Genomic DNA, 14,099 nt, shown 5'->3' on the forward strand with positions numbered 1-14,099 from the left:
CCCTTTTCTGTATATTTTTCAATGGGTTTACCACAGCATTACTCTTGAAGTTCCAGTAGCAGTTGATGCAACGACACTTCTTTCTTCACCACCCGCTTCTCTCCATCAAGTAAATACATCATCGGCATATCAGGTAATAAATAGCGTTCTTCCTGGCGTATACAACCCATATCGAAACCTGTAAACCACTGGGTGGACAGATCTTTCAAGGAACTTTTCCATAAGTCCCGATCTTCTCCTACGCAGATGGCAAGCACGGTAAGTTGCCCGCTATCTATCTGTTGTTGCAGGCGGGAAGCGGTGCGCAGAGCATTTATGGTTTCCCGGCAGTGCAAACAATCGGGATCGTAGAATAGTAGCAATAACCTACAGGTAACAGGGACGGTGTATAAGGTTTGCAGTTCACCGTTAGGTGTGAGATAAGTAAAGTCGGTTGCCATTGTGCCGGGACGGTTCTTCAAGGCAGCGGAAAGCAGAAAACGAAAACGCGACTTTTCTGTTTCGTCCAGTAGGGAGGTATCTACAATTTCTTCCAAAAAGGGAATGAAGTGTTCTTCGTTCTGCATGGGCGAACTGTTGGTATAGAGATATTTTTCCGCCAGTTCGGCCAGCAGCAGATAAAGGGTTTTATCAGATTCGGCACGTTGCATCAGGACTTTTACAGCTCCGGTGCGGGCTTCGGCCTGAGCATGGGGGAAGAGGGATAGAAAATTGACAAGGTTCTGCTCCATAAAGGCAGGATGCCGGCTGCGCAGGGTATCCGCAAAATCCATACTGTCCCAAAAGTGTGTCAAAAGGTAGGCGGCACGTTCGTGGGGAGTGCGCAAGGCAGACGGAATGGCAGGTAAGGGCAAATCTAAAGCAACTGTGTCGGTGACAATGCTTGCTACCATGGATGACTGCTGCTTCAACCAAGATAATCGCTGTGCGCTCATGCTGCCGCTGACAACGGCAAACATGAGGCATGGCAACAGAAATATCTTACTACTTATTTTCATCAAAAAAGAGAAATCAAGGCTCCTCTACACAACGGATGAAGCAGGCGTCACTGTGATTCTCCTTAGTCACAGCACCAGGTTCATCCGATTCACCTTCCTGTTTTTTAAATACATTTGCGGCAGGCATGTAATTAAAATCCAATGTAAAATAGTTAAAATCCCATGCTATAATATTTTCAGTACCGTCCCGAGTTGAATTTTCCTTTCTTTCAAGCCAATAAATTGCACCTGGACGCCGGTAAAGATCATAAAGCAAAGGTCTATTTCGGGCTTCATTATCATCCATTTTTTCCATTCGTCCTGCAGAGTATCTTAATACTGCAGATTGCCACTTACCAGGTAAATCCCGATGTTTACGATGTCCATAGCCAGTCACTCCTATAGGAAAAAATAGATTACGACCACCATATTCATCTTCTGATGCATTATACACAAAAGTTCCGCGCATACCATAACCAGCTCCTGTATCACTTGCAGATTTGTGATTATCATACCTATATCCATATACTTCATCGATTGCCGAAAGTGTCTCTTTGGCATCATTTCCATAAAGTACTCCATAACCTTGCTCTATATCCCCACTCTGCCACAAATCTTCATAATCTTTATAAGAGGCTACGTAAACCTGTTTTCCATTCACTGTAGTAGATGCAAAATTTCCCGAATACGTAGATGACGTTATATTCTCCCATTTCTTCGTAACCGAACTTCCCGCAATAAGAAAATCAGTCATTTTTTCGCTCTGAAAGTTTTTAAACACATTACTTTTCGCATCAAGCGGTTCGTTCCAATTACCGAATTTAAACATCGACCCTTCATCCAACGGACATTGTCCCTCTTCCGTTATAGTTCTCATATTACAAGCATGCCATTTTCTTCCGCCTTCAATTAAAGCCATAGGAGCTTTACCTTGGCGGATAAATATCAGATGAACACAACTGTAATTATGGTATTCCACCCGAACAATAGCGCAACGCGACTCTGTCTCCGGAATTGTACCTTGGAATCCAATTGTAAAATCAATAGGACTACCCGTATTTCCCCTTATTGTGTCACTACTTCCATTAAGAGTAACGAAATTCTCAGGTCCTCTCACCACATAAGCTTTCCACGCCCCTTCTGAAGTAAAGGTTTCAAAGGAGTTGCTGGATTCCTTAGGAAGACGTTTTAAGACAACATAAAAAGGCGTAGTTGAATTATGTTCGCGCCATACACCTTTAGGATTTACTACACGGCGCACCTGTATGACTGTGGATCTACCCACTACTGTTTCTGTTGTACCAGGATCATCCATTTTCTCCATTACTGCTGTAAATTTAATCACGGCCTTACGCTGGTAAGCCACATACGGATTATTCCCGGTATATCCGGTACTAGGTAGCATCTGCTTGGCACGTGTATATATGGGCAAATTGAAAATATACTCATTTTTATCCGGGTCATATTTCATTGTATATGTACCATCGCTGTCAATATTATCCTCTTTATTCAGCTCTCCATTATTATAATAAGTCCTGTTACCACGTTTATGTTCTTTATAATAAGTTTCATTAGTCCACGTTTTGCCATTCTCATCTTTCTCTTTTATCACAGTCGCTTTAGTCTTCCGTAAAGAAAGAAAGCCATTCCACTGATTCAAAGGAATACCAGGAGTCGCATCCGGATCCATTTGCTTAAAATACTCCAAACCCGGATCCGGTTTATAAGGCGCCCAGGCATTCGAGTCAATCTCCGCCTCAAATGATTTCAACCGGTACCCCTCCCGCACATTAACCTTTACAGGCATTGTTGCCGAATGATTATAAAGATATGAAATATAGTAAGGCACAGGCGCTTGAATACTAGGCACCTCTTCTTTGTACTCAATATGCCAATCAGCATCATTGGCAAAACGGTTGAACACCAACGTCAATTTGTAGTGATGATTTCGTTCGGCATTATAGTCGGTAGTGACATTTTTGCCAAGCATGAAACGATATTTGATTTTTCCACTTCCGGGTCTCTCCGGATGAATAGAGTGGTAGTAGCCTTCCACCTCGATATAGGTACCATAGGGCTTGCCATCTTTCAAACAATACTTTTCGTCGCCTTCAAAACCGGGAGCATCAAGCACTCCGTCCCCCTCCTTGTCCTGCTGTTTATCTTTCCCCTTACCTTGCATGTTTTCGTAAAAGAAAAGCGACGTTAAATCTTCAGCATGGGCGGCTTTTTTACCACCTTTTTCCCTGTACTCGTCTTCGGTCAAAGCAGCATCACAACCGGAATAATAATAGGGCCTGCCTTTGGTGATACGGGCCTTCCAGAGTTCATTATACTCTGTCACACCTTCTTCCGAATAATCAATAAACTCTCCTTCCCCCAAAAGATCTTCTTTTCTTTCTATCTTGTTTTCAGTTCCTAACAGACAGACTGATGGAATATCTCTAATCGTTACGGATTTAAGGTAGACGAATATCCCTTCCTCAAGTTTTGATCCATCGTACGCAATCGTTATCTTTGATGCCGCCCGCCGTATCCAAGCATGCAATGATGTTGTTCCTTTGTTGATGGTCAGTAAGGGTGCGTCGGCCTCCGTAGAAGCTTCGCTAAAGAATCCGAACATTTGGTTATTGGCAGCGATATCCCCTGCATTCCATGTAAGGGAAATATTTTTCAATCCCTCTTTTGTCTGTATAGCCTCCTCATGCCCGGAGAGGTCGTCCATGTTTGCCACCGCATAGACATAATAATACCCGAAAGGAACGGTCAGCTTGAATTCAGCATGGGGAGTCTCGGATTCGGCGGGGGGAAGATTCTTGTCTTCATCACCGATTGACTCGGTTTTGTGTTCTGTGCGATCTTCTTCCGAAAGCACGTATTCCCCCTCATTGGGAGTTCCGGTACTTGCCCGTTTTAACGGATATTTCTTCACCAACTTTCCTTCCACATCATACAACAGCACACAAAGGCTGTCAATACTCTTTATCGCATTTCCGGGTGTACGCGTGGTTCCGTTCAGCGCAGGCGTAAGAGGCTTGAACTTCACGGTTCCGCTGATGACGCTTTCCCCCTCACCTATGATTCCGCCGCCATACAGCAAGTCGTCCTTGCAGGAAGCGGCGCCCAAAAGCAATATGCATAAAAATATGTATGTCAAAAAGTTGCGTTTCATATCTTCTGTCTTTTTTCGAGTATGTTTCTATACTAAAGGAACGGTTGATTCTTCAGCATTTTCTTATTCCGCCGGATTAACCGGTTCGTTCGTGGAGGGCGTCTCGTCCAGTCCGAATACGGGATCCAGCTCCACTTCCCAATAAGGTTCCACATCCACTTCCCAGCCAAACGTGTAATCTTTGAAAACGATATTCACCTTCACGTGCGTGTTGCGAAAAAGGGAGGCAAGATGCTCCAGGCGGGCGGTATATTCTCTTTCCACCTTTCTCCACGTGGTGCCGTCTTCCGGCCATTCATCCCAGAAATTCTCTTCGGTATATACGGTCAGTTCATATTCCTGCAATTTCAAACCGGAGCCGACCGCACCGCTTCCCGCCGCGCCGCCCTCTTCGGTGCCGGTAGTTTTCAGCGTTCGGCTTTCGGGCAGATAAGCGGATTCCGACAGAACAGGTTTAGGTCCGGCATCCGATAGGGCACGAAGTATCACCGATTTTTTAAAATCTACCCTGACACGGGAGCTTTCTCCGGATCCTCCTTCCGAAGCGTCCGGTATATCATAGTCGGTCAGCCATTGATATTGGTCTATATTGTCGCCTTTTCCGGTTTTCTTCGCTTCCGCTGCCATCCAGCTTATCCAGTCCCATTCCGTCACCTTATGGCCCGCCGGTGCATCGGTTTCAGGCAAAGATATGACGCCATTACGTTCCGAATTCACTACCCAATACCTGCCGTCCTTATTCTTGTTTACATGCGGCATCAGGTACATCCGGTCACCAACGGCTTTGGTGAGGGAAAATCCGGTCACCGTGATCTCTCGCCTTGAAGAACGGTTGGTGAATTCGAAAGAAAACTTAGTGGCTGCGCGTATCACATAAAGAGAAGTCGGAAGAGAAAATTCATCCTTCCCGATGTCCTTTCTATCGGGTATCTCAATCTCGTACATGGCCGTCATGGGAATGCCCGAGACGGGATCGTATCGGTAGACATCGCCTACGCTGAACACAAAGTCATCTATCGGGGCTTTACCGGTTTCCTTGGCGGAAGTGCCAGAAGAAGTTTCCGGAATAAAAGAACTGTTGCTAAAGTTGATTTTTTCTCCCCGGCTGTCCTTCAGCTCGGCGCAATTTGCCAACAAGTAGATTCTTTTCCGGCAACCGGCCCGCACTTTGAAAGTATATTCGTCAGTCAACGGCAACCCGATGCTGGAAGCACCTTTTACCAAGCGGCTGTGCTCCACCACCCATCTCTTGCCTGCATCGTTGGTATTGCCGGCTTCCCCTTCCGAGGCATCTCCTCCTTCCGGAGTGTTTTCCTCTTCCGGGACATCATTTTCCGAGACAATCACCACAAGCAGTTGGTTGATACGGGCATCATCGGGTATTTCGTCCGCACGGGTAGAAACCCCTGCCACGGCAGTGTGGAAAGTGAGGTATATGCTGTTCTCTTCCTCCTCTTCATGGGGCAGGTCGAAAGATTCGTTGGCGCACGAAGCGAACCCCAGCAAAAAAACGCACAAGAGGCAAAGTCCGATGATATGTCGATGCTGCAATTTCATTTGAAACGCTTTTTTCCTGATTGAAAAACTTGTTTTTAGCTTCCGTTCTCTTACTCTTTGTTCTTATTCTCTTCTTTACATTTCGATGTCGTTGATCCTCACCACCCAGTCGTTCACTACGATACGCGTCTGCAACCAAATGCCCGCTTGCAGGAAGAAGTAGAGCGTCCAGCGGCTTTCACGGTCCAGATACTCCTGGTCGCCCATCTTGCTGTAACGGTCACTTCGCATCAGCAACAAGTAGTTGTTGAGCGGGAAGTCAATCACTGTTTCTCCGTCTTCGTGCCGCTTCACCAGCAGACGCGGAGAATTCTTGGTCATCAACCGCGAGGTGCTGAGCTCGGCATAAGCCACTTCGACAGGCTGGGGCACTACCTGGTCGGGACCTACGATGGAGACACCTGTCTGCGCTTGTCCTTTAGCCCAGGGAATGTAGGTGACGTCGCCGTTGGGCAATAGGTCGTTGTCATAGTTGAAGAGCGTGTTGTCATCGATGATTTCGAAGTCGAAGTCATCGGCTTTGACCGGTGTTCCGTCCACATGCTGCAACACGATGCGTATGCTGTTGGTATTCTTCATCATCTTCACTGTTCCTTCACTGTAGAGGTCGGCAGTGGCGAGGGTGAGTTGTCCCCAAAACATATCATGCAGGTTGCGGCGCTCGGGCACGGTGAGGCAGTCGGCATCCATGGCGGCGCGCAAGTCTGTCCGTTTGCTGCCCGCCGCAGGTGCTTGTAGCAGCGAGAAAGAGCTTTTGTCGCAGGCCAATCCGCCGTATGCCACGAAATGATAATTTCCCTTTTCAAGATCCAGTGTCATCCGGTAATCTTCGTCCTGCAATTCCGCCCCTGTCACTATCTTTGTATCTACGTAATTGTCCTTGTCATCGTAGATGTAAAGCGTCAGGCAGTCCACTTGCCTGGGGAACGCGTTGGCGAACTCCATGTTGTAGTCATAGACGAAACGCAACGATACACCGTGCGGACATGGATCGAGGTCTTCGAATATCCGCTCGCACGAGGACAAGGCAACAGTAGCCAGCATGGCGCCAAGCACCACGCTGACAAACTGTGAAATTATATTCCGCTTTCTGCTTTGCATGTCGGTCGGTTTTCTTAGAATTCGATATTGTTTACGCGTACGGTCCAGGGGAGCACTTCAACAGAAAGGGTAATGTAAATGTCACTACTTTCATCCGGATCATCGGGATCTTTGGGATCCGGATCATTTTCCGGTATGCGCGGGTGACCGAGTTGTTTGATATTCGTTACGGCTAATTTATAAACGTTGTTACGTACTACGGCAAATTCCATCGGTCCCATCACGCTAAGATCCTGGTTATCGTTATGACGGTTCCAGTAATAATAGTAGCAATAATAACCTGCATCCTCACCATCTATGCTGGATTGATAAAGGGTGAACAGAGCACCTGTCGCTTTTTTCTTAAAGGCTAAAAGAAGTGATTTAACTGTTTCAGGATTAGTTTCTTTTGTATTGTGCCATGCATTCCAAGCGTAATCAGGGCTATTTGTGTCATCGCTATAAACGGCCTCCACAGCAGGTGTATCACCTTTTGCCTCTTGCGCTGCAACAGGTGTTTTTGTAAAATTAGTGCCGAACACAGTTTCGTAGAAAACTTTATCAGCCTCTTTATTGGCAATAGCATACGCACGTACTTCAGTCCATGAAACAAACAAGTTGCTGCCATATGCGTATAAAATAGGATCTTTATCAGAATCACCTGTTGCATTCTTTATTGCATCAATCAATGTTTGATGTTTTTCTGATATTGTATTCTCCGGTACTACTATTTTACCTTTAAATACAATACCCGTAGAAACCCCATTCTTCTGATAAATCTGTCCATCACCAGCTGCAGGAATCGTATTTTCAGTTACATAACGCCAAATATGATATTTATTCTTTTCTGGATTTTCCCAGTCATCTTCATCACCTTCGACAACGTCTGACATCAAACTATTATACCAGCCGTTACGTGCATCAGCGCTAATAGTCCAATCCTTACCTACTCCGGAACCAAGACAGAAATTAAAATAGTCTCCAAATTGAAAATTATCCAAATTAGCAGCAGACTTTTCATTCGCATCAGTATCTACTACATAATTCTCATTTGTTTCTGTGCCACCAACAAATGAACCGTCATTCTTCCCATCATTGGATACACGACGCAAGTAATAGAAGTGTTTACTCATGTTGACCAATCCCATGCGTTTCAATTGAATCTGGATAATAGGCTTTTTACCACCTTCAGCTTCAGTTTCCTCTATCAAAGTATAAGTAAAATTACCCACAGGACTTCCATCTCTGAAGTCAAAACGAGCCACAGAACGTTCTACTTTAATCGACCCGGAATTGTTTATTTCGTTTTCAGTATTAGCATTGTTGGGACCTGACAAATTGAATGCTTTATCAGCAGATTGGTACACATCCCAATCTTTGATATTTCCAGGGATATCCTTTTCAGTCGCCCCTGCATTGGACATCAAGAAGCCATTCTTATGATCACTTCCCCCCCCAAATGGCGGCACCATCTGCTCCTGTGATGCCAGACTGATTTTGCTCATTATATGTTTCGTGTATCTCTGCAGTTGCATTTATCCATGTTCCGTCTACATCATCAGCAACTATTTTTTCCAGAGTTGTTGTAGGATTACAAAAAACATACACCTTCACCGTCCTTTCCGACAATGTTCCATTTGTGCCATTATCCTCATAATATTTGGCCAATACCGTTTTATTGATTTTATGAATTGATCCGATAATAGAAGATTCAGACTTACCATCTTCAATATTGTTGGCACCATAACAAACGATCTTATTATTATCCTTATTGGCCATTACCAACAAAACCCGTTTTACCTTGTTCTCATCTGGCTTTCCGACTTCAGTTCCATCAGAACTTCCGCCCTCCGGTTTAGTATTACTGCGTGTTCCTGCCCCTGCCACCGGCAACTGCACCTGCACGTTCATATACACAGCATCCTCCAAATCAGGATTCGGGGTATTTCCGCCCTCTTCCCATTCATCGCTGCTACATCCGGCAATGAGTCCCATTGCCAAGATTCCCATGAAAAAATTGCTCCAAAATTTCTTTTTCATAGCGTAATCAAATTAAATGTTTTATAATTAAGTTTATTCTATATCGATTGATTCTTCTGTTTTCTTACCTTATTCCAAACTCTTTCTTACCTCTTCCAAGCGTTTCAGCATCTCTTTGGCTTTCTCCTGTCCTTTCCGGTCGGCCTCTTTCAGCAATGTCTCGGCCGCCTCGTAATTGCCGGAAAGAGCGGCGTGGATTCCCCGGGCATAAACCGCCTCGGACGTATCACCGGCTTTTTCCAAATATTTTTCTGCCAAAGGCAAGTTGCCTAAGCGCATGGCGGTATTGGCAGCATTCAGGTTTGCAGTGGCATCTCCGGGGAACATGCGTACGGCTATCTCGAAAGTTTCGTTATACTCTTCGCTGCCCGGCTCCATGTCTTGTGCCACGAGGTACATTTCCTGCAAACTCAACTTCTGCGGTTGCGTCCGCAGCAGACGCTTTATTTCTTCCGGATCAGTGTAGGCACGCACTTCATAACGCACCATGTAGTCGGAGTGGCGCAATCCGGGATAGACTTCGCGCAGCAGATAGGCGTAATCGTTGCGATAAGTCACCTTAATCTTACGGTCTTTGGCATCCGGCTCCATGTCACTGTCTATCAGGCGCAGAATCTCGTCACGATAAGTCAGGCCCGAACCTTCCACAAAGCGCCTCAGGCCTTCCCAGTCTTCCGGTTCGTAGCTGGTAGTGAACAGCGAGTCGGGGAAGTGGTATTGTCCGCGCACGTATTCTTTCAGCGTTGCCGTACGCCCCTTGGCCAAGCGCACATTGTTGGTGTATGAGCCTTCGGGCGAAGCGTATCCCTTGATGCTGATACCGAGGATGCGGGTATCGGCATCTTCTCTCACGGCATCTATTGTGGCGAGTATCTTCTTCAGCTCTTGCGGGTTACGGCGGTATTCGGGATACAGTTCCGTGCGGTTTACAGGGAAATCTATATAGGCCGATCCTTCTATCTGGTTGATTTTCTGTTCAGCCTTCGGGCGTATGTAGACGTATTCGGGGAAGAAAGCCATCGCGTCCTTTTCTGGAAGTACGTTCTCCAACAGAGCAACATCGTTCAGGATGGGAGTACCGCAACATCCGTTGGTGGTATTGGAAACGTTCAGGGCAGCTTTAGTCATCCATCTCTCATAAGGCACTACCAAACGATATTCTATCACATCCTGTTCACCGCTACGGTAGAGTCTGTCGAGGCTCACGGCAGACTTATTGCGCAGATGATGATAGTAGCGATTCCTTCCCGCCACCATCACTGCCGGCAATTCTATCAAGTGCTCGCCTTTGCTGAGTGTGGGGGCAAACACCACTTCGCGGTTGGTGCCAACCTTGAGTGCCGAAACGTCAAGATCCAGAGAGACAAACAATTTATCTTCTTGTCTGGACACTGCCAGGTTTCGCACTTCCATCTGCCCGTCCATCAATGACTGGGCTTTCAGCACCGGTGCTACACACAAGGGCAGCAGGGCGCAAATCAGTATCTTAGCAATTCTGTATCTTGCATCCATAACCGTAAAATTTAAAATGTATATACCAGGTTGATTGCCGCCTTTGTGGGGCCTACATAGTTGTGTGATTTGTCTTCGGCTACTTTTGTCCCGCAATGGGCACAAGGATAGACATCGTAGCGGGTATAAACCCACCCGAAACCCAGCAAAGCCTCTAAATTCCAATGTTTATTAAGTATCCACGAATGGCCATATACCAATCCGAGCCCTCCGAACCAACCCTGATAGCGGTTGTCGGAGATTCCGGAGAAGTCGGTTCCGAGAAAAGAAAGGTTATTATCCAGATTTCCCACATTGTATTGTCCACCAAGGGCATGCGCACCCACAAAATGACCTGCCCACCGGTCGCAGAACCAGTAGCGTGCCTCGGGTTGCAGAAGCCAGTGTTTCCACTTCCGGTCGTGAGAGAAGGTCCAGCCATTATAATTGGCAGACACGTCCAACGTCCATCTGTCCGCAAGACCTACCTCCACCCCCGCGTTCAACGTGGCGAAAGCATCATATAGCAAATTACTTTTCAGAGCCACTTCCTGACATCTGGCTCCCATGCTGAAAAGACCTAAAAACAAAATCACATAAAGTTTTAAAGTCATCTTTCCCATATAATAAGATTTATTAATATCAAATATATATTTCTCCGGCACATTGTGGAGAAAGATTTATCAATCTACCAATAAAATCTCTTAAAAGAGATCAAACCAAATTACTGTATGTCCGGCCTATATACCGCCGGTAGTGAACAATGATAAGTACTCAGAATAAATATAGATATTACTGAAATCACTACTCATTGTTATTAATATAATCGCAATTCCCAATAGCGTTCAATCGTTCTACATTTTTAACAGCTAAACTCTTCAAACTGCCGTTTTAGGGTACATCTCTTCCTAAGAGATGGATTTGGGTTGCAAAGTTATGATTTGCAACAATAATATCCAAGCATTCACTTTATTTTTTCATCAATCCATATCATTGTATATTGATTTGTATATTGATTTGTATATTGAAATATAGCTTTGTCTATGCCTCTTTTCCTTATTTCTCCTAACCAATCATCCTACTATCCATCTCTTAGGAAGAGAGGAATCGCAATAAAAATCCATCTCTTAGGAAGAGACGGCTCAAAGAAACATCCCCTATATAGACTTTAAAATCAACCTATTAGCTCTATCCACTATTGCGGTATCAAGTGAAGTCAGGTAAATCAATGTTGTATTCTCAGAATCATGCCCCATTCCCTCACTAATGACAGAAAGAGGAATATTCTTACTTTTAGCTACGCTTGCCCATGAGTGGCGGGCAACATACATGGTCAAGGGAATGGATATCTCCAACATTTCCCCAATAAATTTCAACTTTCTATTAACAAGATGAAGCGCATTATTGTATTGTGTCCTCTCCTTTATCCCCGCCTGGCGGATTATAGGGAGCAGATACGGAGAGTCTTGTATTACAGGATACTTATCGAGTATATCCTGCATATTTTTCTCCCATCTTATCCAAAGACGCTGTCCCGTTTTTTTACGCAAATAAGTAAGAGCCCCATTCTTCAGGTCGCTCTTCTTTAAGTAAGCCATATCAATAAATGACATCCCACGGGTATAGAAACTAAAGAGAAACATGTCACGGGCATAATCCAATAGAGGAAATGCCGACAGTTCCATGTATTTAATGCTACGGATCACTTTTAAGGGAAGCCCCCGTCTGACAGTCTTCCCGATTCCCGTATACACATATTTAAAGGGATACCTTTGTGTAGTAAATCCTCTCTCTACCGCCCTGTTGTATACGGCACGCAAAATCCGGTTATAGAAGGAAATGGTGTTCATATCCACTCCGGTGGATTTAAGGTAAGCTTCATAAGAGATCAGCAAATCTGCATCAAACTCTTCCCAAAGGATGTCTCTGTCTTGACGAAAACGCATAAAACTATTAAGTGTACTGGTGTAAGTCTCTCCGGTACGTTCTTTGCCCAATACATACATACGATGGATGATCTCTTGCATGAACGGTTGTAAAAAAGCGCCCGGTGATACACTGCCTTTTACTCGCTTACTCTCTGTAGAAGAGGATCTGAATTTTGTTTTAGATGCCATGAATAATAATTTTAAATGGATAATAAAAAATATTCTAATCGTTAGATACGATCTTCATCAAGATACGGATTTATGTAACAACCTACACTAAAGAGCATTGTTTAATTAAACGTTTATTATTAATACAAATCAGAAGGGGAAACAGATTCATAACAGTGTAGAAAGGGAACTATGCTTCTCAATGCCAGCAGCATAGGGACATGACACTTGAAACTTATTACCTTGAGAGCCGGAACTCCCTTTGCTTTACTGCTCAAGATGCCATCTTGTACAGTACAACATGCCATCTTGAATAACGCAAGATGCCATCTTGAGCAGTAAAGGTAGTCATGCTTCAGTAGATATGCAAGCTTTTTACGGGGGAAAAGTAAAGAAGGTCTTTCCGACAAACCCATAACGGCGGAGCAAATAAAGGAAAACATGAGAAGAAAAGCCGGAAAGATTTGTGGAAACGCCGGAAAGCACTGTTTCCGACGTACAAGAAAAACTACGGCAAGTTGCAAACTTGCCAAACGTAAATTAAGCATATATCAGGATTTATCCATAAATTTGCATTTTGATAACTTATTTGAGAAAGATATGACTTACGATATACCTACAATGGTTTCCGAAGCAACCGGAGTCCTCAAGTCTCTGATTGCGATCCCTTCTCTTAGCCGCGATGAAGAAAAAGCGGCAGACTACCTGCAGAATTATATTGAGCTACAGGGCATGGCAACCGGCCGCAAGGGTAATAATGTCTGGTGCCTCAGTCCGATGTTCGACCTGAACAAGCCAACCCTACTGTTGAACTCACACATTGATACCGTAAAGGCTGTAAACGGCTGGCGAAAAGCCCCGTTCACCCCTACAATAGAAAGTAACGGCAAACTATACGGATTGGGCAGCAACGATGCAGGCGCAAGTGTAGTCAGCCTGTTGCAGGTATTTCTGCAACTCTGCCGTACGACGCAAAAGTATAATTTGATTTATCTGGCTTCCTGCGAAGAAGAAGTTTCCGGGAAAGGTGGTATCGAGTGTGTATTGCCTGAACTACCTCCTATCAGCTTTGCTATTGTCGGGGAACCGACCGAGATGCAGCCCGCTATTGCTGAAAAAGGATTAATGGTACTGGACGTGACCGCTTACGGTAAAGCCGGACATGCCGCACGAAATGAAGGAGACAATGCTATATATAAGGTATTGGAGGATATCGCCTGGTTCCGCGACTACAAATTTGAAAAAGTATCCCCGCTACTGGGTCCTGTAAAGATGAGTGTAACGCAGATCAATGCAGGCACGCAACACAATGTCATTCCCGACCGCTGCGCTTTTGTGGTAGATATCCGCAGTAACGAGTGTTATAGCAATCAGGAACTGTTTACTGAAATACAAAAACATATTTCTTGCGAAGCTAAAGCACGTTCTTTCCGTTTGAGTTCTTCTCACGTGGAAGAACAGCACCCGATAGTGCAACGTGCCGTTGTCATGGGACGTGTACCTTTCGGCTCCCCCACTCTTTCAGACCAGGCCCTGATGTCATTTCCTTCCCTCAAAATGGGACCGGGAAAGAGCAGCCGCTCCCATACGGCAGATGAATTCATTTTCATTCAGGAGATAGAAGAAGCGATCAGATTGTATATTGAGCTGCTGGACGGAGCAAGCATTGAACAAAACCATACCTGA

10 protein-coding genes are annotated in these 14,099 nt (G+C 45.0%); 1 reads left to right on the forward strand and 9 read right to left on the reverse strand.

Annotated elements, in window-relative coordinates; genetic code table 11:
- Positions 1-38 precede the first annotated feature (38 nt).
- The 9 genes from BUC01_RS08640 to BUC01_RS08675 form a co-directional block, all read right to left on the reverse strand.
- Positions 39-998, reverse strand: coding sequence for a DUF5106 domain-containing protein (locus BUC01_RS08640; protein ID WP_034524050.1), 960 nt, complete (start codon positions 996-998; stop codon positions 39-41).
- A 13-nt stretch (positions 999-1,011) separates the two neighbouring features.
- Entirely contained in the window at positions 1,012-4,149 is a 3,138-nt protein-coding gene (locus BUC01_RS08645) for a DUF4906 domain-containing protein (protein WP_073313379.1), read from the reverse strand.
- Positions 4,150-4,212: 63 nt separating this feature from the next.
- Entirely contained in the window at positions 4,213-5,706 is a 1,494-nt protein-coding gene (locus BUC01_RS08650; protein WP_073313383.1) for a hypothetical protein, read from the reverse strand.
- 75 nt (positions 5,707-5,781) lie between these two features.
- Complete coding sequence (locus BUC01_RS08655) at positions 5,782-6,807, reverse strand: FimB/Mfa2 family fimbrial subunit (RefSeq protein WP_025830926.1); 1,026 nt, start codon at positions 6,805-6,807, stop codon at positions 5,782-5,784.
- 14 nt (positions 6,808-6,821) lie between these two features.
- The gene (locus BUC01_RS08660; RefSeq protein WP_244895741.1) at positions 6,822-8,291 is read right to left on the reverse strand and encodes an Mfa1 family fimbria major subunit; all 1,470 of its coding nucleotides are present in this window, start codon (positions 8,289-8,291) and stop codon (positions 6,822-6,824) included.
- Positions 8,230-8,826, reverse strand: coding sequence for a hypothetical protein (locus tag BUC01_RS25105; RefSeq protein ID WP_139261834.1), 597 nt, complete (start codon positions 8,824-8,826; stop codon positions 8,230-8,232). Before BUC01_RS25105 ends, BUC01_RS08660 begins: the two co-directional genes overlap by 62 nt.
- A 69-nt stretch (positions 8,827-8,895) precedes the next feature.
- Positions 8,896-10,338 carry a DUF3868 domain-containing protein gene (locus BUC01_RS08665; RefSeq protein WP_081795752.1) on the reverse strand — a complete coding sequence of 481 codons (1,443 nt, stop codon included), beginning with the start codon at positions 10,336-10,338 and terminating at the stop codon, positions 8,896-8,898.
- Positions 10,339-10,349: 11 nt separating this feature from the next.
- Entirely contained in the window at positions 10,350-10,931 is a 582-nt protein-coding gene (locus BUC01_RS08670; RefSeq protein ID WP_025830929.1) for a DUF3575 domain-containing protein, read from the reverse strand.
- A gap of 543 nt (positions 10,932-11,474) precedes the next feature.
- A complete protein-coding gene (locus BUC01_RS08675) occupies positions 11,475-12,434 on the reverse strand; it encodes a tyrosine-type recombinase/integrase (RefSeq protein ID WP_025830930.1) in 960 nt (319 codons plus the stop codon).
- A gap of 579 nt (positions 12,435-13,013) precedes the next feature.
- Between BUC01_RS08675 and BUC01_RS08680 the strand changes: the two genes are divergently transcribed.
- On the forward strand, positions 13,014-14,099 hold the full coding sequence (locus tag BUC01_RS08680; RefSeq protein WP_025830931.1) for a M20 family metallo-hydrolase: 1,086 nt from the start codon (positions 13,014-13,016) through the stop codon (positions 14,097-14,099).

It is taken from the genome of Bacteroides stercorirosoris, assembly GCF_900142015.1.
Taxonomy (GTDB): domain Bacteria; phylum Bacteroidota; class Bacteroidia; order Bacteroidales; family Bacteroidaceae; genus Bacteroides; species Bacteroides stercorirosoris.